Here is an 18,726-nt window from a genome sequence, read left to right as displayed (position 1 = left end):
CTCAGGGCAGCAGGCTCTTGACATCGATGGGCTTGGCTTCGTTTTCGGCATCCCCTTTCGGCTTGCCGTCGATGGCCATCCCGCTCATGCGATAGAAGTTGTAGTCCGGGTATTTGCCGGGCCCGCTGATCAGCAGATCCTCCTTCTCATACACCAGATCCTGGCGGCGATACTCACCCATCTCGAAATCCGGTGTCAGCTGGATGGCGGTGGTGGGGCAAGCTTCTTCACACAGGCCGCAGAAGATGCAGCGAGAGAAGTTGATGCGAAAGAACTCCGGATACCAGCGACCATCTTCCCGCTCGGATTTTTGCAGCGAGATGCAGCCGACCGGGCAGGCAACTGCGCAGAGGTTGCAGGCCACGCAACGCTCGTCCCCGTCGGGGTCACGGGTCAGCACGATGCGACCGCGGTAGCGGGGGGCCGCATAGACAGCCTGTTCCGGATAGTTGAGGGTTTCACGGGGCCGCCAGGCATGGGAGAAGACCATGGCCAGACTGCGTAACTGGGTGCCGACACCCTGAATAATGCTCACAATTTTCATATTGAGTGCCTCACTGCGTACTTATCAGTACAACTGCCGCGGTGACCAGCATATTGATCAGGGTCAGCGGCAAGCAGACTTTCCAGCCAAACGACATCACCTGGTCAAAGCGCGGGCGAGGCAGGGAGGCCCGCAGCAGGATGAAGAACACCATGAAACAGGCGGTCTTCAGGGCAAACCAGATGAAGGGGGGCAGCCAGGGGCCGTGCCAGCCACCGAAGAAGAGGGTCACGATGAGCGAGGAGATCAGCACGATGCCGATATATTCGCCCACGAAGAAGAGACCCCACTTCATCCCCGCATACTCGATGTGATAGCCGTCGGCGAGCTCCTGCTCGGCTTCCGGCTGATCGAACGGGTGACGGTGGGTGACGGCGACACCGGCAAACAGGAAGGTGACAAAGCCCAGGATCTGGGGCACCACGTTCCACAAGTCTGCCTGTGCCTCGACGATATCCCGCAGGTTGAAACTGCCGGTCTGGATCACAATCCCCATCAGCGACAAGCCCAGAAACACCTCGTAGGAGAGGGTCTGGGCCGAGGCGCGCAAGCTGCCGAGCAATGAGTATTTGTTGTTGCTCGACCAGCCGGCGAACAGCACCGCATAGACCGCCAGCCCTGCGATGGCCAGGATGTAGAGCAGCCCCACATTGAGATCCGCCACGCCCCAGGTGGGGGTGATGGGCACCACCGCAAACGCCAGAATAAAGGCAGTGAAGGCGATGATGGGGGCCAGGATAAAGATCCGCCGATCAGCGAACGGCGGGATCCAGTCCTCCTTGAAGAACATCTTGATCATGTCGGCGGCCAGCTGGAGCAGACCAAACGGCCCCACCCGGTTGGGGCCGTAGCGATCCTGCCACAGGGCCAGCAGACGGCGCTCGATGAAGCTCATGAAGGCGCCAGCCCCCACGATCCCCACCAGCACGATCAGTGCCTTGCCCACCTCCAGCAACAGATCGATCAGCGACTCGCTCATGCGATCACCTCCTGCAGGTTAGTGATTGAGGCTTGTTGCAGGGCTGTCGGCAGGCCGTTCACCCCAAGGGGGAGCCCCACCAGACCGGCGCTCAGCTGCTCGCTAAGCCGCAGACGCAGTTGCCAGTGGCTCCCGCCCCAGGAGAAGGAGACCTGACTGTCCCCGTGGAGGGCCAGACGCTCTGCATCAAGGGGATTGAGCACCAGCTCGGGTTCGTTCATCCGGGCCTGAATGACCGGGCTGCGAGCGGAGAGCTCCTCGCCGCCAAACAGCTGGGCATAATTGACCACTTGCAGCGCCTCTGCGGCCTTGAAGGGGGCGGGGATGGTGGTGAACCAGCCGAGCAGCTCCTTGCCTTCTGCCTGCGGGTCTGTTGCTTCCAGCAGACGGCGACCCGGATCGCCAGCACGCAGTTTGCCACCCACTTCATCCTGGAACTTGTTCCATGCGGAGGGAGAGTTCCAGCCCGGCGCCCAGGCGAACGGTACTTGCGGCAGCGGCTGACGGGCTCCGGCATACCCTTCCATGGAGAAGTTGAAGGGGGAGTCGGGATCTTGCGCTACCCGCGGCTCGCTGACGTTCTGATCCGCCAGCATGGAGGTGCGACCGCTGTAACGATGCGGCTCACGGGCCAGTCGCATGCCACGGATCCGCAAGCCTGCGTTGGGCGCCGCTTCCAGCATGGTAGCCAGCAGCGGATTGCTGGTGGCGCAAGCGTGGCTGATCTGCTCGAAGTTCTGCCAGCGCAGCGGTTTGCGTTCGATCGCCCCTTGCAGCGCCGCCACCCAGCGCCACCCTTCACGCACCTGAATATCGGCGTTGTAGAAGGCGGGTGCATAGACCTGGAAGAAGCGCTGGGCGCGCCCTTCCATGTTCACCAGGGTGCCATCGGCTTCGGCAAAACTGGCGGCTGGCAGCACCAGATCAGCCTTGTTGGCGGTCGGAGTTGCCTGATGGTCGATGACCAGCAGGTGCTGCAGCCGTGCCAGCGCAGCATCCACCCGGTTGCGCGGCGCGCGGCGGTAGAGATCGTTCTCCAGGGTGACCAGCGCCAACCCCTCTTCTGACTCGATACGCGCAAGGGCGGCTTCGAGTGGCTTGTCTGTCAAGGTTTGAGCGCCCAGCATGGCCAGACCCAGCGAGTTGGCCTCCTGGCCAACCAGCGCGATGCTGGCTTCTAGACCTCGGCCTTTCAGGGCGCGGGCAATGTTGCTGGCCGCCTCAAGCAGCGCCACATCGCGGGCACTGGAGCCTGCAATGATGAGCGGCTTCCTGGCGTTGCCGAGCAGCTCGGCCCAGCGAGCCGCTTGTGCCCGCTGTTCGGGGCAGAGGTCGCTCACGGCCGGTGCGGCCGGGTCGAGCAGGTTGGCGATGGCAAAGCCAAGGCGCGCCTGATCGGCATAGGGGGCGTGCAGCTTGTCGGCCGCCACATCGTCCAGACGGGTGGTGTCGAGGCTGGTGATAAGCAGCGGGTAGCGCTCGCTCTGCCCCAGGGTCTGCACTGCGGCGACTTGCCACAAATCCACCTTCATCTTGCGGGCCAGCTCGCGGGCCTTGCCCTTGACAGCCTGACGCAGCGCCAGCGCGATACGGGCGGCGCTCATGGTGACATCTTCGCCGAGCAGCAGAATGGCGTCGGCCTCTTCCATGTCCCGCAGGCTCGGAGTCGGCACGCAGCCCTGTTGCAGGATCTGCAGCATCTTCAGCTGACAGGCCCACTCGGCCTGCTCGACGCCAGCGTAGAAGTTGGCTTCACCCACCAGCTCGCGCAGGGCAAAGTTGCTCTCCAGCGAGGCGCGGGGCGAGCCGATGCCGATGAGGTCGCTGGCACTGCGCAGGGCATCGGCGGCGCGGTTGAGGGCGCCATCGACCGTGATGGCCAGCTTGTCGTTACCATCGTTGAGCAGCGGTTGGCGCGGGCGGTCGGTCAGGTTGACATAGCCATAGCCAAAGCGGCCACGGTCACAAAGGAAGTAGTGGTTGACGCTGCCGTGGAAGCGGTTTTCGATGCGGCGCAGCTCGCCATAACGCTCGCCCGGGCTGATGTTGCAGCCCACGGAGCATTGCTGGCAAACGCTAGGGGCAAATTGCATGTCCCACTTGCGGTTGTAACGTTCGGAGTGGGTCTTGTCGGTGAAGACGCCGGTGGGGCAGACCTCCACCAGGTTGCCGGAAAATTCGCTCTCCAGGGTGCCATCCTCGACTCGCCCGAAATAGACGTTGTCGTGGGCACCATAGACCCCGAGATCCTCGCCACCGGCATAATCCTTGTAGTAACGGACGCAGCGGTAGCAGGCGATGCAGCGGTTCATCTCGTGACCGATGAAGGGGCCCAGCTCCTGATTCTGGTGGGTGCGTTTGGTGAAGCGGTAGCGACGGCTGTTGTGGCCAGTCATCACTGTCATGTCCTGCAGGTGGCAGGCGCCGCCCTCTTCACACACCGGGCAGTCGTGGGGGTGGTTGGTCATCAGCCACTCCACCACGCTCTTGCGAAATTCTTTAGCCTCTTCATCCTCGATGGCGATGTAGCTGCCATTGGTGGCCGGGGTCATGCAGGACATGACCAGACGACCGCGTTTGTCATCGGCATTCTGATACTGTTTGACCGCACACTGGCGGCAGGCGCCAACGCTACCCAGCGCCGGATGCCAGCAGAAATAGGGGACGTCCAGACCCAGCGACAGACAGGCTTGCAGCAGGTTATCTGCTCCGTCTACCTCGTACTCTTTGCCGTCTACATAAATGGTTGCCATACAACTTCCCTGAAACCTGTTTTGTGAAATCTGTGGTGTCGTTACCAGCGCTCGCCCAGCAGATTGGGCTGGATCCCTTTGACCGGCTTGCGGTTATCACCGCTGCCTTTGATCCCGGCCTCGAATTCGGAGCGGAAATATTTGATGGCGCTGGCCAGCGGCTCGACGGCGCCCGGTGCGTGGGCGCAGAAGGTCTTGCCCGGGCCAAGGAAACCGCAGAGTTGTTCCAGAGTCGCCAGATCGCCGGATTGCCCTTCGCCACGCTCCAGTGCCCGCAGCAGCTTGACGCTCCAGGGCAGGCCGTCGCGGCAGGGCGTGCACCAGCCGCACGACTCGCGGGCGAAGAACTCCTCCATGTTGCGCAGCAGGGAGACCATGCTGATGGAGTCATCCACCGCCATGGCGAGGCCAGTCCCCATCCGGGTACCTACCTTGCCGATACCGGCGGTATACATCTGGGCATCGAGGTGCTCCGGCAGCAGGAAGCCGGTTCCCGCGCCGCCCGGTTGCCAGGCTTTCAGGCGATAGCCGCTCTTCATGCCGCCGGCGTAATTTTCAAACAGCTCGCGGGCGGTGATGCCAAAGGGCAGCTCCCAGACCCCGGGGTTGTTCACCTTGCCGGAGAAGCCCATCAGCTTGGTGCCGTGATCTTCCGAGCCCGGCAGCGCCAGCCCGTGATACCAGGCGACCCCGTTGCCGATAATGGCGGGGACGTTGCAGAGGGTTTCGACGTTGTTGACACAGGTGGGTTTGCCCCAGACGCCGGAAACGGCGGGGAAGGGGGGTTTGGCACGCGGGTTGGCGCGGCGCCCTTCCAGCGAATTGATCAACGCCGTCTCTTCACCACAGATGTAGCGGCCGGCGCCGGTGTGGACGAACAGCTCAAAGTCAAAACCGGATCCCAGAATGTTCTTGCCCAGCAGACCGGCGGCTTTTGCCTCTTCCACCGCGCGGCGCAGGTGGATGGCAGCATCCACATACTCGCCGCGCAGGAAGATATAGCCGCGATAGGCCTTGAGCGCCCGGGCACTGATGATCATCCCCTCGATCAGCAGATGGGGCAGTTGCTCCATCAGCAGGCGATCTTTCCAGGTATTGGGCTCCATCTCGTCGGCGTTGCAGAGCAGGTAACGGATGTTCATGCTCTCGTCTTTGGGCATCAGCCCCCACTTCACGCCAGTGGGGAAGCCCGCGCCGCCACGCCCCTTGAGGCCGGCATCCTTGACGGTGCTGACGATCTCGTCCGGGCTCATCTGGCCGAGCGCCTTGCGGGCGGCGTCATACCCCTGTTTGGCCTGATACTCCTCCAGCCACACCGGCTGGCCGTCATCCCGCAGCCGCCAGGTGAGCGGGTGGGTCTCGGGGGCTCGCGGGGTGTGATTGGCGGTGCCAAGAGAGGCGAGGATCTTGTTTTGCGGCAGGCTCATGGGTAAGCCTCCAGGGTTTTCAGCAAGGTCACCGGATCGAGGCCGCCATAGGTGTCGTCATCGATCATGATGGCTGGCCCCTTGTCGCAGTTGCCAAGACAGCAGACCGGCAGCAGGGTGAAGCGGCCATCCGGGGTGGTTTGACCGGGGCCCAGGTTCATCACCTCCTTGAGACCGGCCATCAGATCTTCATGGCCATTGATGTAGCAGACCATGCTGTCGCAGACGCGGATGATGTGACGGCCTACCGGCTGGCGGAAGATCTGGCTATAGAAGGTGGCAACCCCCTCCACGTCGCTGGCGGGAATGCCGAGCTCGGCCGCGATGGCGTGAATGGCTCCATCGGGTACCCAGCCTCTGGCCTGCTGCACGATCTTGAGCGCTTCGATGCTGGCGGCGCGTGGATCTTCGTAGTGGTGTTTCTCGTGTTCGATGGCATCGCGTTCAGCCTGGCTCAGAACGAAGTCGTCCTGTTTGCTGCTGCATGCCCCTTGCCCCTGTGGGGTCTGATTATTGTGACACTGACATTGCTGGCTCATGACTTGACCTTTGGTGGCTTGTCCTTTTACTGCTCGTCCGGCGATCCCAATTCCCGGCCATGGCCGGGAGGCGGGATCACTTAACGGTCCACATCCGACATAACGAAATCGATACTGCCCAGGTAGACGATGAGGTCCGACACCATGCTGCCCTTGATCACCGAGGGGATCTGCTGCAGGTGAGCAAAGCTCGGGGTGCGGATCCGGGTCCGGTAGCTCATGGTGGAGCCGTCACTGGTCAGGTAGTAACTGTTGACCCCCTTGGTCGCCTCAATCATCTGGAACGACTCGGCAGCGGGCATCACCGGGCCCCAAGACACTTGCAGGAAGTGGTTGATCAGGGTCTCGATGTGCTGCAGGGTGCGCTCTTTGGGCGGCGGTGTGGTGAGGGGGTGATCTGCCTTGAAGGGGCCCTCCGGCATGTTTTTCATGCACTGCTCGATGATCGACATGCTCTGGCGGATCTCCTCGATCCGCACGGTGGCTCTGTCGTAGGCATCGCCATTGCTGCCGACCGGCACTTCAAAGTCGAACTGATCGTAACCGGAGTAGGGGCGCCACTTGCGTATGTCGAAGTTGAGGCCGGTGGCGCGCAATCCGGCCCCCGTGGTGCCCCAGGACAACGCCTGCTCGGTGGTGTAGGCAGAGACGCCTATGGTGCGACCGCGCAGTATGCTGTTGCGCATCGCCGCTTTTTCGTAATCCATCAGACGTTTGGGCAGCCAGCTCAGCAGATTGTCCTGCACCAGCCGCTGCCATCCCTTCGGCAGGTCGTGGGCCACACCGCCGATACGGAACCAGGCCGGATGCATGCGGGCACCGGTGATCGCTTCGATGATGGTGTAGATCTTCTGCCGGTCGGTGAAGGTGAAGAAGACCGGGGTCATGGCCCCCACGTCCTGGATATAGGTTCCGAGGAACAAGAGGTGGCTCTGGATGCGGAACAGCTCCGCCATCATCACCCGGATCATGTCGACCCGCTGCGGCACCTTGATGCCGGCCAGCTTCTCGACCGCCAGCACATAGGGGAGGTTGTTCATCACCCCGCCCAGATACTCGACCCGGTCGGTATAGGGGATGTAACTGTGCCAGGACTGGCGCTCGCCCATCTTCTCGGCACCGCGATGGTGATAGCCGATATCGGGCACACAGTTGCGGATCTCCTCGCCATCGAGTTGCAGTACCAGACGGAAGGCGCCGTGAGCCGAGGGGTGGTTGGGGCCGAGGTTGAGGAACATGTAGTCCTCATTCTCGTTGCCGCGGGCCAGCCCCCACTCTTCCGGTTTGAACAGCAGGTTCTCCTGCTCCATGTCCTGTTTGGCGGCATCGAGCATGAAGGGATCGAATTCGGTAGCGCGTGCCGGGTAATCCTTGCGCAGCGGGTGACCCTGCCAGCTCTTGGGCATCATGATCCGGGTCAGATGGGGATGGCCATCGAAGGTGATGCCCATCAGATCCCACACTTCCCGCTCGTACCAGTTGGCATTGGGGAAGTGGTTGGTGATGGTGGGCAGATGCAGGTCACTTTCGGCCAGCGCCACTTTCAACATCACATCGGCGTTACGGTCGATGGAGATGAGGTGATAGAAGACGGTGAAATCGCTCTGGGGCAGACCGTCGCGATGGCTGCGCAGCCGCTCATCGGTGGCGCTGAGATCAAACAGCATCACAAACGGGGAGGGCACCTTGCGCAAAAAGCCCATCACATCCTGCAGCAGTTCGCGGGGGAGCCAGACCACCGGCACGCCGGTGCGTGTGGTCTGCACGGTGAAGTGCTCGGCCCCGAAGTGGGCAAACAGTTCGCCAATGACTTTGGCATCCTTGTGGTCGCTGGGCTGCCACTGGGCCATGGCGTAATTGCTGGGAAAATCACGAGTCAGTTTCATGGTCAGATCTCATCCGGCGTGCGCAGGTTGGTCACATTGATCCGTTCGCCGCGCTTGCGCTCTTTTTCGGCCTGCATCTGGGGACGGTAGATCCCCTGATCGCCCACCACCCAGGAGAGGGGGCGGCGCTCTTTGCCGATGGAGTCCTGCAGCAGCATCAGGGCTTGCAAAAAGGCTTCGGGACGGGGCGGGCAACCCGGAATGTAGACGTCGACCGGCAGGAACTTATCCACCCCCTGCACCACTGAATAGATGTCATACATGCCGCCGGAGTTGGCACAGGCCCCCATGGAGATCACCCACTTGGGTTCGAGCAGCTGTTCATACAGGCGCTGGATGACTGGCGCCATCTTGATGAAGGGGGTCCCTGCAATCACCATGAAATCGGCCTGACGGGGCGAAGCGCGGATAACTTCGGCGCCGAAGCGGGCCACATCGTGGGGGGAGGTGAAGGCGGTACACATCTCCACGTAGCAGCAGGAGATACCGAAGTTGTAAGGCCAGAGGGAGTTTTTGCGGCCCCAGTTGACTGTGTCTTGCAGCACCTCCTCTAGACGGCCCATCATGATGCCGCGCGTCGCTTCTTGCGCCAGTGGGTCATCGACGGTCTGGCGCTGCTCCTGGGGGTAGCGCTCAACGGGTGCATCCGGGTCAATCCGGGTCAGGGTGTACTTCATGGTGCAACCTCAAGGAAAGGGTCTGTGGTTCAATCACTGTTTTTGTTGTTCAACTGCGGTTTGCGCGGTGACCAGTCCAGTGCGCCGATGCGCCAGAGGTAGATCAGGCCGATAAGCAGCAGTCCGATGAAAATGGTGGCTTCAATAAAGCCGACCCAGCCGCTCTCCCGCACGGAGACAGACCAGGCAAACAGGTAGAGCGCCTCGACGTCGAAGATGACGAAGAACATGGCGACCAGATAGAACTTGGCGGAAAAACGCAGGCGGGCACTGCCGACCGAGTCGACACCAGATTCAAATGGCTTGTTCTTGGTGCGGCCGTAGGCACGACCTCCCAGCAGGGCGGCGAGGCCTATCATCACCAGACAGATGGTGATGGCACCGATGACATAAATGGCAAAAGCCCAATGTTGAGCAGAAATATCAGCAAACATAGAGGTTTTTCCTAACCAAATTAATCAAGCGACTTAACAATAATGTTACGCATTATGACACTTTCGCACTGATTTACATGTCATTTTTACGGGTTAATTATTAATCGGTTAACCGGTAATTAAATTTTGTTAAGAAGCGCACTTTTTTGTTGGTTATGGCGGGCGAGAAAGGCCTGGAAAGCGCAGAGAGCTGCTCCTCGTCATCACCTGAAAGGGGTATGTCTCGTGCGAAGCAGGATCCGGTCGGTATCGCGGGCAGGGGGGCACAGGCGGGAGAAGAGCGTGATGGCGGGTGAGATAGGGGGGTGGCAAGAGCAATAAAAAGAGAGGCTCGCAAGCCTCTCTTGTCGTGACGATCCGGTTATAGGAATGTGGTGGTCAGGGCTTGAGCAGTTGCAGCGACTCTTCTGCGGCCTTGCCTTGAGAGAGGGTGATATCGACCCGGCGGTTCGCCTGGCGATGTTCGGGGGTGTCATTGGCAAAGCGGGGTTGGGTGTCGGCAACACCCTGAGCGATGACTCGTCTGGCATCCAGCTGGGGGTTGGTCAGCATGGTCTGCACGATGGAAGAGGCCCGCAGCACCGAGAGCTCCCAGTTGTTGCGATAGAGCTCCACCGGCGCTTGGGAGTTGTCGGTATGACCGGTGACCACTACCTGCCCCGGGATGTTGGCCAAAATACCGGCGATCTTGTTGACCAGCGGGATGAACTGGGGCTGCAGGAACGCCGAATCGGAGGGGAATAGCGCCTTCTCGCCGATGCGGATCACCAGCTGACTGCCAAGCTGCTCGACCTCGAGATCCTTCGATTCAATCTGGGCCTTTAGCTGCTGCTCCAGCTTCTGCTTGGTCACCTGCACCCACTCCTGCTCCTTGGTCTTGTGGGGCCAGGCTTCGGTGGCGCTCGGTTTTTCAGAGGCACCTATGGTCTCGTTGAAGGGGTCCGATGCCGCCATGGGGTCATCTTTCTCCAGTACAGTCTCTTCTTTCGGGCTGCTCGGCGTGGTCTTCGATTCCGGTTCGAGAATCCCTGTGCCCCCCTGCATCAAAGGTGAGCCGGCAGGCGGGGAGATGAGGCCGATTTTACCCAGCGACTCGATAAAGCCCTGGATAAGCACCCGGGTTTCGGACTGCTTTGCCATGGCAAAGGAGTAGAGCACCACAAACAGGGCGAACAGCAGGGTCATGAAGTCGGCATAGGAGACCAGCCAGCGTTCGTGGTTCTCCGGTGCTTCAGCCTTTTTCTTTTTCGCCACCGTGACCTCCCAGATAAGGTTCGAGGGTAACTTGCAGGCGTGCCTGTGACTCGCCATCCACGATGCAGAGAATGCCGGTCAGGGTCATCTCCTTGTAGTGGCGGATCTGGTGGGCAAACCCTTTGTAGCGGTTGCCGAACGGCAAGAAGATCAGGTTGGCTGCGGATACCCCGTAGATGGTAGCGATAAAGGCCACCGCGATGGCGCCGCCCAGCTTGTCGGGGGCATCTAGCAGACCCATGGCGTGGATCAGGCCAAATACCGCCCCGACGATCCCCATGGTCGGGCAGTAGCCGCCCATGGCTTCATAGAATTTGACCGTCTGTTCGAGATCTTCCTGTTCAAATTCGATCTCGTTCTCCAGCACCTCGTGTATCTTGGTTTTCTCGTAACCATCAACCATCATCTGCACCCCTTTCTTCAGGAAGGGATCCTTGATCTCGTCGATCATCCCTTCCAGCGCCAGCATGCCGCTGCGGCGGGCGTTGCCTGCCAGGGTCTCCAGTAACTGGGCCTGTTCATGCATGTCGAGCTTGAGGGGGGAGAGCAGCCATTTGAAACGCTTCATGGTGCTGCCGACGACGGAGAAGGGGAACTGGGTCAGCGCAGCACCTATGGTACCGCCGATCACGATAAGAAATGCGGGCAGATCGAGCAGTGCGCTGGGATGACCACCCTCGATCATGTTGCCGCCAAGGATGGCGATCAACGCCAGTACCAAGCCAATCAAGCTCATTTTTTACACATCCCTGCATGTTGATAATCGCTAGTGTAGCTACTTAAGTATCAGTTTTTCAAAATGATATCCAATCGCTGAGCAATTAATGGGCGCTGGGTAACGTCCATAAAAGAAGGCGTGTTGCGGCCATAAGATGGCATTGCAATCATCTTGTTGCTCCTGTTGTGACAGGCAGGAACGCTTGTCGGGTGGGGCAATCACAAAAGCAAGGTAGGGGGCGGGAGTTGGCAATACGAAAAGCAGTGATGTTCCATCAGTGCTTTGCAAACCGGGGGATGAGAGCGTGGATGATCTGCCACTGCGTGGCTCTGGCTCACTTGTCGGCATAGGTGTTTGCCGGAAAGCAAAAAACCGACCCTGAGGTCGGTTTTTTTAGATTTGGCGGTGAGGGAGGGATTCGAACCCTCGATACGTTGCCGTATACACACTTTCCAGGCGTGCTCCTTCAGCCACTCGGACACCTCACCAAATTTTCGTTCGCTGCGCTGTTGCGCTGGAACGGGGCGTAATTTAGGGGAAAGGGCTGTGTGGGTCAACCTCTTTTCCCCTTATTTTTCATAATCTTTTCCGAATGCTTAACCCTTGTGCAGAATGCCGTTTTTTTAAACCGGATCAGGGCTTGTCGAGGATGATCAGACTGTCCGGCAACTCGTTTTGATCCCGGGTGGCCGGGAAAGCGTCGGTCAGAATGGCGCTAACGCGTTCCACGCACTCCAGAAAACCCTGTTCGATCTCCTTGTTGCGCACTCGCGCCACGAAGTCGTCGATGATCTCCTGCCACTGGCCATTGTCGATATGCTGGGCGATGCCGTCATCCACCAGTATTTCTACATAGTGCTCGGCGGCCGAGACGAAGATCAGCACCCCGAGCCGGTCGCGGGTGCGGTGCAGCCCCTGTTCGACAAATTGCAGGCGAGCCATCAGCGCAGCCCGGTGCTGGCGAACCTTCTTCGGGATGAGCCGCATCTTGATGGGGGTCCAGTGGAACAGCAGGCTCAGCAGCAGCCAGACCGACCACTGCACCAGCAGGATTTCGTACCAGCCGAGCCAGAAGCCGAGCTGGAACACCAGCAGCGGGGTGAGCATCGCCAGTAGCGCCGCCCAGAGGGTGGGAATGTAGCGATAGCCATCGCTGGCCGGGGCCAGCACGGTGACCAGTTCAGCATCAGTCTCTAGCTCCGCTTCACGCACCTTTGCCTGAAGCGTGTGGAAGAACTGTTTAGAAATCATGATTTGTCTCTTTACTCCTGTTACCAGCCACCGGAGGCTCCGCCGCCGCCAAAACTGCCGCCGCCACCGCTGAATCCGCCGCCGGAGCGACCACCAAAGGAGCCGGCACCCAATCCACCGGCCATGTAGGTCGACCGACGTCGTCCTCCCGGCCCACCGCCACCACCGCCGCGCAGGTTGTGGAGTACGATCATCGCAATCACCACCAGAATAAACAGCCAGGGGCCGCCACCGTTGTCACTCTTTGGCTGCTCGACCGGCTGATACTCTCCGGCGAGTGCCTTCATGATGCTCTGGCTGCCCGCCATGATCCCGGCCACCATATCGCCGCGCTTGAAGGCGGGCAGGATGCGGCCATGGATGATGTTGGCTGCGATGGCGTCGGGCAGGGCGCCTTCCAATCCATAGCCTACCTCGATCCGCACCTTGCGCTCATCCTGGGCGATCAGCAACAGCACGCCATTGTTTTTGCCTTTCTGGCCGATCCCCCAGTGGCGACCGAGCTGGTAGCCGTACTCCTCGATAGTCTCCCCATCGAGGCTGTCGACAGAGACCACCACCAGCTGGATACCGCTGCGCTTTTCAAAGGCGGCCAGCTGTTGGGTCAGTTGATGGGCCTGTTTGCGGGACATCAGACTGGCTTCATCCACTACCCGTCCGCTCAGCGTCGGGAAGTCCGGTGCCGCTTGCAGGGCAGTGGCCCAGAGCAGCAGACAGGGAAGAAACCAGCGCAGCATCATCTTCATTGGAAGCTGACCTTGGGCGCCTCATCGGCACCGGGTTTGGCACTGAAACTGGGTTTGGCCTCCAGATCCGAGTAGAGCAGCTTGGACCAGATGACGCCGGGGAAAGTGCGGATCTCGGTATTGAACTGGCGCACCGCCTCGATATAGTCGCGGCGTGCCACCGAGATGCGATTCTCGGTTCCTTCCAGCTGGGCCTGCAGGGCAAGGAACTGCTGATCCGCTTTCAGCTCGGGGTAGCGTTCTACCACTACCATCAGGCGAGAGAGGGCGCTGGAGAGCTGGTTCTGCGCCGCTTCAAACTCCTTGAGCTGGGCAGGATCGCTCACCTGCACGCTGCCGACCCGGGCACGGGCATCGGTGACCGCTTTGAGGGTCTCCTGCTCATGGCTGGCGTAGCCCTTGACGGTGGCGACCAGATTGGGAATAAGATCGGCGCGGCGCTGATACTGGTTTTCCACCTGCCCCCAGCTCGCCTTGACCTGCTCATCCAGGGTCGGAATGTTGTTCATGCCGCAGCCGGTCAGGCCGAGCAGCAGGGTCAGGGTCAACAGGCTCTGCGTGGTTCTGCGCCAGAGTGATGTGGTCATCTTGTTGTTCTCCTTTGATATTTCGAGTCGATAGTGCGCCATGGATGGTGTACGACCAAGAGTGCATCACCATACCAGCTTGGGGTCAGTTGCCACAACGCGCAGGTAGCTCAGGTCGCTTGTTGATGCCGGATACCTTGGGCAGTTGGGGCTTGTCTTTGAGCCAGGAGGCCAGCTCTTCCCCACAGCCATTGCTGGGCGGAATGGGAGCCTGGGGTTCACAATCGGGGCTGCCTACCGGGCAGCGCAGCCGCACGTGGAAGTGGCTGAAGTGGCCCACCCAGGGGCGTAGCTTGGCGACCCAGGGTTCGTTACCAGCCTGTTGGCAGACCGCGGATTTGATCACCGGATTGACGAAGATGCGGGCCACCTCGGGCTTGCTGGCCGCCAGCCGCAGCAAGGTGAGCTGCTGGGGACCAAAGCGACCCGGCAACATCTTGTAGCTGGGTTCGTCGATCAGTGCCCACTCCTTGGGGGCATCCTGCTCCCATTTGCTGATGGGGCGGTTGGCCATGCGAAACCAGATATCGGCATCAAGGCCAGTCTGGTGGCTGCGATGGCCGGAGGTAAAGGGGCCGCCACGGGCCATCGCCAGATCGGCGATATAGAGATCCGGCAGCCCGGCCATGCGGGTCTGGTTGGCCAGCGTCTGCAGGTAGTGGATAAGGTCGGGGTGGCCGTAGTAGCGTAGCCGCTTGGTGCGGATCACCTGATAACCCGGCCCTTCGAGGGGCAGGGATACGCCGTTTTTCAAACAACCGGCGGCATAACCGCCGATGGCTTCTGCTTGCAATACGGTCGCCAGCAACAGGGACGTCAGCATGTGCGTGCTCCTTGTCTTGCTTCGAGTCGGCTCAGCAATACGAACAGACTCAAACATATAAATAAATAGGCCGCGGCCACCAGCAGCCAGATCTCGTAGACCAGTCCGCTGGAGTTGGCCATCTCGGTGCCGACGAAGGTGAGCTCCTGCACCGAGATAAGGGAAACGATGGCGGTATCCTTCACCAGCGCAATGAGCTGGCCGGTGAGGGGGGGGAGCATCAGCAGCATGGCCTGCGGCAGGATCACATGGCGTAGCCGCACCCAGGGAGAGAGCCCGAGGCTCTGCGCCGCCTCCCACTGGCCACGGGGGATGGCAGCCAGCCCAGCGCGGACGATCTCGGCGACGAAGGCTGCGCTGATCATGCCAACGCAGAGGGTGCCTGAGATGAGGTTTTCCCAGCGGGCAGGTGGGCCAAACAGCGCCTCTTGCCACGGGGAGAGCGATACGGTGCCGAGCCAGCGGGAGAGGCCGCTCGCAGGCAGCAGCTGGTTGGCGATAAAGAAGTAGAAGATGAAGATAAAAACCAGCGGCGGCAGATTGCGGATCAGCTGGATAAACAGGGTCGCGGGCATCACCAGCCAGGGGCGGCGGCTGAAGGCGGCTACCCCCAGCGCAGTGCCGAGCAGCAGCGCCAGCACCATGCCGAGCAGGGCGATGCGCAAGGTGGTGAGCAGACCGCTGAAAAAGTAGGGCAACTCGCCGTGAGGGCCAGGGGTGAACAGCAGATCGAAGGCCTCATGCCAGCGCCACTGATAGGCCACCCCGATGTGCAAGCGGCTGGCCAGCCAGAGGCCAGCCAGCAGCAGGATCAGGGCGATCGCCCCATCCAGCCAGTTGATGTTCCGACATGCCCCACGGACGATGCGCCGGATGGTCTCTTTTAGAGCAATCAGCATCAGGGGTTGGCGACCTGCGCTTCCCAGGCCAGCGACTTGAACCAGTAGTCATGGCGCGCCTTGAGCCAGCCATCGGCCTGACGGGCGGCGATCCACTCGTTGAACTGTTCAGCCAAGGCATCATCCCCCTTGCGCAGGGCAAAGCCTTCATCGCCTTGTGCCAACGGCTCGGCAAACGGCATAAAGAGGGCATCCGGGTGGCGCAGCGCCTCTTGCTCGGGTTTCGGGGAAGAGGAGAGGGCGCCGTGGGCGCGGCCGTTCAGCACCTCCTGAAATACCTGTGACTCGTCATCAAACTGGCGCAGGGTGGCCTTGGGGAAGTGTTCTTTTGCCACCTGTACCGGTGAGGCGCCACGACGTACCGCCAGGATCACCCCGCGCTGTTTGAAGTCCGCCACGGTTTTCTTCTCTTTGGCCATGGTGCTGGAGGCGGCCAGCTGCACCCCCGAATGGGAGTAGGCCTGGGTGAAGCGCACGCTCTTCTCCCGCTCGGGGGTGATGGTGAGGCCGCCGATGATGACGTCATATTTTTTCGCCAACAGGGAGGGGATGATGCCATCCCAGGCGGTAGGCACGAACTCTACCTGCCAGCCGTTATCTGTGGCGAGGCGACGGGCCACGTCAATCTCGAAACCGATCAGGGCCCCCTGCTTGTCGCGCATCGCCCAGGGGGCGAAGGTGGACATGCCGACCCGCAGGGTACCGCTCTGCTCGATCTGCGCCTGGGTGTCGGAGGGGGCGGTTTCTGCCAGTGCTGGAGTGAGCAGGCTTGCCAGCAGCAGGGCTGCGCCCGACAGGGTGGTCTTGAATGACAGAGTCATGGTTAGCGTCCTTGTTGATCCGGATTCAGGTGACGGGCCAGCGCCCGCGAACAGGCTGACAGCGTCAGGGTTAACAGCAAATAGAGGGCAGCTACGGTAAACCACACCTCAAAGGTCAGAAACGTATCGGCAACCAGAGTACGCCCTTCGTTGGTCAGATCGAAGATGGCGATCACACTCACCAGCGCCGAATGTTTGATAAGGGAGACCAGCTCGTTGGTCAGCGGCGGCAAGGTGATGCGCACCAGCTGGGGCAGGATCACCTTGCGCAGGGTGATGGTTCGCGACAAGCCAAGAGAGCGGGCCGCCTCCCACTGTCCTTTGGGAATGGCCTGTACGCCTGCACGCAAGACCTCGGCGGTGAAGGCACCCTGATAGAGGGAGAGGCTCAACACGGCGCAGGCAAGGGGGGCCAATCCCAGCATGGGGCCAAGCAAGAAATAGAGAATATAGAGTTGCACCAGCTGGGGCGTGGTGCGCACCAGCGCCAGATAGGCGATGGCGAGCCAGGGGCCGAGCCGGGAGGGGACCAGCCGCAGGCTGACCACGCACACCCCGATCGCCAGAGTGCCCAGCAGACTGAGCAGCGCCACCTGCAAAGTGACCAGCAGGCCGTTTAGCAAGGGGCCGGCATAAAAGGTTCCCTCATCCCATTCGCCGAGAAAGGGCAACACCCGCGGCCACTGCCACTCATAGCCCATCTGGCGAGCGCCGCTATAGAGCGCCCAGCCCAGTAGCGCACAGAGCATCACAGTGCCTGACAACCAGCCGAGCAGGCGGGGGCGATTGAGCCTAGCCATGATAGCTGAGCACCTGTTCGAGGAAGGCCCAGGTACGCGGGTGACGAGGGGCGTTGAACAGCTGGGCGGGCGGGGCCGACTCGATGATTTTCCCCTCATCCATAAAGAGCACCCGATCCGCCACTTGACGGGCAAAGCCCATCTCGTGAGTGACGCAGATCAGGGTCATCCCCTCGTCAGCCAGCTCGCGGATCACATCGAGCACTTCGCGGATCATCTCGGGGTCGAGGGCGGAGGTGGGCTCGTCAAACAGCATTAGCTCGGGTTGCATGCAGAGGGAGCGGGCGATGGCGACCCGCTGCTGCTGGCCGCCGGAGAGCTGGTGGGGGTACTTGTCGGCCTGCGCCTGAATGCGCACCCGCTCGAGCAGCCCGAGCGCCCGGGCTTTGGCCTCCTGAGGGCGCAACCCCAGGGTATGCACCGGCGCCACCATCAGGTTTTCCAGCACCGTCATATGGGGGAAGAGGTTGAACTGCTGAAACACCATGCCAACCCGACCTTGCAGGCGGCGCAGGTAGGAAGGGGTCACCGGCTCGCCAAACAGGAACAGCTGGCCGTCGTCGATCTCCTCCAGCCCGTTGATGGTGCGGATCAGGGTCGATTTTCCCGAGCCTGACGGGCCACAGATGACCCACTTCTCTCCCCGTTCAATGGTGAGATCGATGTGATGAAGCGCCTGAAAATCGCCATAGAATTTGTCGACGCCACAAAAGCGCACACAGGGTTGCGAGCTGGTCAAGAAGCGGGTTCCACTGAGGATCATTTACGCCATGGTATTGATTTTATAGGGGGATGACAAAGAAAACCCCCTTGTCAGCATCCTGATGGCTATTCACAATGGCGCCATTTCGTGATGACAGGAGCTTTTCATGCGTATTACATCCTTGCTTGCCGGTTCCCAGGTGCAGCTGTTGATGCCGCCAGCGGTTCGCTATCGCTGCGTCATTTTTCTGTTGTTGCTGGTGAGTTGGGGCGTGGTGGCGGCCTCCTTGTGGGATGGCTGGGGCGCCATGGCGCTGCTCAACTGGGTGGGCGTGGTCTTTGGTGGCATCACCGGGATCATGGTGTCGCTGCCCCGCAGCTGGCAGCCCTGGCGCCTGGCGGAGCTGGGGTGGGATGAACAGCATATCTATCTGCTCAATGGCAACAAGGATGAGGCGCTGGCACTGCCCCGCAGCCAGCTGGTGGCGCTCGAACGGGAGCGGCGAGTGGGTCACGACGGCCAGTGGCTCGACTTCAGCCTCGATCTGCAACTGAGTGAAGAGGAGCTGGCGGCGGCTATGGCCTTGCTGGATCTCAAGGCGGGGGAGCTGCATCTGGTGAGCCCGTCTGTCTATCGCTTCGGCTTTAAACGGGCCTGGCACGGTCGCCAGATGCTGGCGCAACGGTTGTCAGATCTGCAATCGGCCTGAGTCGACTATTTTCTCGACAATTCCCGGCAAAGCTCAGATACTGCCAGTGACTCGAATTGATCTTGTCTGCACTGTTAACCCAAGAGATCAATCACTTGACGACAGTGTGGAGAAGGCCACGGCATGAAGCCATGGCAGGTCCGGCATAGGGGTTGTGCCCTTACCGTTATGCTGGG

The 18,726-nt window shown here is 60.8% G+C and carries 19 protein-coding genes and 1 tRNA gene; 1 reads left to right on the top strand and 19 read right to left on the bottom strand.

Features of this window, described 5'->3' with window-relative positions; all coding sequences use genetic code 11:
• Nucleotide 1: 1 nt before the first annotated feature.
• The 19 genes from nuoI to ACTG2B_RS12380 form a co-directional block, all read right to left on the bottom strand.
• Nucleotides 2-544, bottom strand: coding sequence for an NADH-quinone oxidoreductase subunit NuoI (gene nuoI / locus ACTG2B_RS12470; RefSeq protein WP_005337245.1), 543 nt, complete (start codon nucleotides 542-544; stop codon nucleotides 2-4).
• 10 nt (nucleotides 545-554) lie between these two features.
• The gene (nuoH, locus tag ACTG2B_RS12465; protein WP_005337244.1) at nucleotides 555-1,523 is read right to left on the bottom strand and encodes an NADH-quinone oxidoreductase subunit NuoH; all 969 of its coding nucleotides are present in this window, start codon (nucleotides 1,521-1,523) and stop codon (nucleotides 555-557) included.
• Nucleotides 1,520-4,276: an NADH-quinone oxidoreductase subunit NuoG gene (nuoG, locus tag ACTG2B_RS12460; RefSeq protein ID WP_439995964.1), complete on the bottom strand. Its 2,757-nt coding sequence runs from the start codon at nucleotides 4,274-4,276 to the stop codon at nucleotides 1,520-1,522. The genes nuoH and nuoG overlap by 4 nt, the downstream gene beginning before the upstream one ends.
• A 41-nt stretch (nucleotides 4,277-4,317) precedes the next feature.
• Complete coding sequence (gene nuoF / locus ACTG2B_RS12455; protein ID WP_439995962.1) at nucleotides 4,318-5,703, bottom strand: NADH-quinone oxidoreductase subunit NuoF; 1,386 nt, start codon at nucleotides 5,701-5,703, stop codon at nucleotides 4,318-4,320.
• Nucleotides 5,700-6,242, bottom strand: a complete 543-nt coding sequence (gene nuoE, locus ACTG2B_RS12450; protein ID WP_042658436.1) for an NADH-quinone oxidoreductase subunit NuoE — start codon at nucleotides 6,240-6,242, stop codon at nucleotides 5,700-5,702. Before nuoE ends, nuoF begins: the two co-directional genes overlap by 4 nt.
• Nucleotides 6,243-6,322: 80 nt before the next feature.
• Nucleotides 6,323-8,128, bottom strand: a complete 1,806-nt coding sequence (gene nuoC, locus ACTG2B_RS12445) for an NADH-quinone oxidoreductase subunit C/D (RefSeq protein ID WP_005337234.1) — start codon at nucleotides 8,126-8,128, stop codon at nucleotides 6,323-6,325.
• 2 nt (nucleotides 8,129-8,130) lie between these two features.
• Nucleotides 8,131-8,805 (bottom strand): NuoB/complex I 20 kDa subunit family protein, encoded by a 675-nt coding sequence (locus ACTG2B_RS12440; protein WP_005344917.1) that lies wholly within the window; start codon nucleotides 8,803-8,805, stop codon nucleotides 8,131-8,133.
• A gap of 29 nt (nucleotides 8,806-8,834) precedes the next feature.
• Nucleotides 8,835-9,239: an NADH-quinone oxidoreductase subunit A gene (locus ACTG2B_RS12435; RefSeq protein ID WP_005344919.1), complete on the bottom strand. Its 405-nt coding sequence runs from the start codon at nucleotides 9,237-9,239 to the stop codon at nucleotides 8,835-8,837.
• Nucleotides 9,240-9,617: 378 nt separating this feature from the next.
• Nucleotides 9,618-10,493, bottom strand: a complete 876-nt coding sequence (locus ACTG2B_RS12430; protein ID WP_376901236.1) for a flagellar motor protein MotB — start codon at nucleotides 10,491-10,493, stop codon at nucleotides 9,618-9,620.
• Nucleotides 10,471-11,229 carry a flagellar motor protein gene (locus ACTG2B_RS12425; protein WP_040067282.1) on the bottom strand — a complete coding sequence of 253 codons (759 nt, stop codon included), beginning with the start codon at nucleotides 11,227-11,229 and terminating at the stop codon, nucleotides 10,471-10,473. The genes ACTG2B_RS12430 and ACTG2B_RS12425 overlap by 23 nt, the downstream gene beginning before the upstream one ends.
• Nucleotides 11,230-11,611: 382 nt before the next feature.
• Nucleotides 11,612-11,699: transfer RNA gene (locus ACTG2B_RS12420), tRNA-Ser, on the bottom strand.
• 145 nt (nucleotides 11,700-11,844) lie between these two features.
• Nucleotides 11,845-12,462, bottom strand: coding sequence for a TPM domain-containing protein (locus tag ACTG2B_RS12415; RefSeq protein ID WP_005337196.1), 618 nt, complete (start codon nucleotides 12,460-12,462; stop codon nucleotides 11,845-11,847).
• Nucleotides 12,463-12,482: 20 nt separating this feature from the next.
• Nucleotides 12,483-13,208, bottom strand: coding sequence for a TPM domain-containing protein (locus ACTG2B_RS12410; RefSeq protein WP_058058421.1), 726 nt, complete (start codon nucleotides 13,206-13,208; stop codon nucleotides 12,483-12,485).
• A complete protein-coding gene (locus ACTG2B_RS12405; RefSeq protein ID WP_439995961.1) occupies nucleotides 13,205-13,795 on the bottom strand; it encodes a LemA family protein in 591 nt (196 codons plus the stop codon). Before ACTG2B_RS12405 ends, ACTG2B_RS12410 begins: the two co-directional genes overlap by 4 nt.
• Nucleotides 13,796-13,880: 85 nt before the next feature.
• Nucleotides 13,881-14,618 (bottom strand): penicillin-insensitive murein endopeptidase, encoded by a 738-nt coding sequence (gene mepA, locus ACTG2B_RS12400; protein ID WP_439995959.1) that lies wholly within the window; start codon nucleotides 14,616-14,618, stop codon nucleotides 13,881-13,883.
• Entirely contained in the window at nucleotides 14,612-15,517 is a 906-nt protein-coding gene (locus tag ACTG2B_RS12395; protein WP_069555751.1) for an amino acid ABC transporter permease, read from the bottom strand. The genes mepA and ACTG2B_RS12395 overlap by 7 nt, the downstream gene beginning before the upstream one ends.
• Nucleotides 15,517-16,338 (bottom strand): transporter substrate-binding domain-containing protein, encoded by an 822-nt coding sequence (locus ACTG2B_RS12390; RefSeq protein WP_439995957.1) that lies wholly within the window; start codon nucleotides 16,336-16,338, stop codon nucleotides 15,517-15,519. Before ACTG2B_RS12390 ends, ACTG2B_RS12395 begins: the two co-directional genes overlap by 1 nt.
• Nucleotides 16,339-16,340: 2 nt before the next feature.
• Nucleotides 16,341-17,138, bottom strand: a complete 798-nt coding sequence (locus ACTG2B_RS12385) for an amino acid ABC transporter permease (protein WP_439995956.1) — start codon at nucleotides 17,136-17,138, stop codon at nucleotides 16,341-16,343.
• On the bottom strand, nucleotides 17,131-17,901 hold the full coding sequence (locus ACTG2B_RS12380; RefSeq protein WP_439995954.1) for an amino acid ABC transporter ATP-binding protein: 771 nt from the start codon (nucleotides 17,899-17,901) through the stop codon (nucleotides 17,131-17,133). Before ACTG2B_RS12380 ends, ACTG2B_RS12385 begins: the two co-directional genes overlap by 8 nt.
• A gap of 106 nt (nucleotides 17,902-18,007) precedes the next feature.
• Between ACTG2B_RS12380 and ACTG2B_RS12375 the strand changes: the two genes are divergently transcribed.
• Entirely contained in the window at nucleotides 18,008-18,550 is a 543-nt protein-coding gene (locus ACTG2B_RS12375) for a hypothetical protein (protein WP_088869409.1), read from the top strand.
• The last annotated feature ends 176 nt before the right edge of the window (nucleotides 18,551-18,726 follow it).

This window comes from Aeromonas sp. 30P (assembly GCF_051919805.1).
GTDB classification, from domain to species: Bacteria; Pseudomonadota; Gammaproteobacteria; order Enterobacterales; family Aeromonadaceae; genus Aeromonas; species Aeromonas veronii.
Note: the sequence above shows the minus strand (reverse complement) of the source record. Positions and strands in the feature narration are given on the sequence as shown.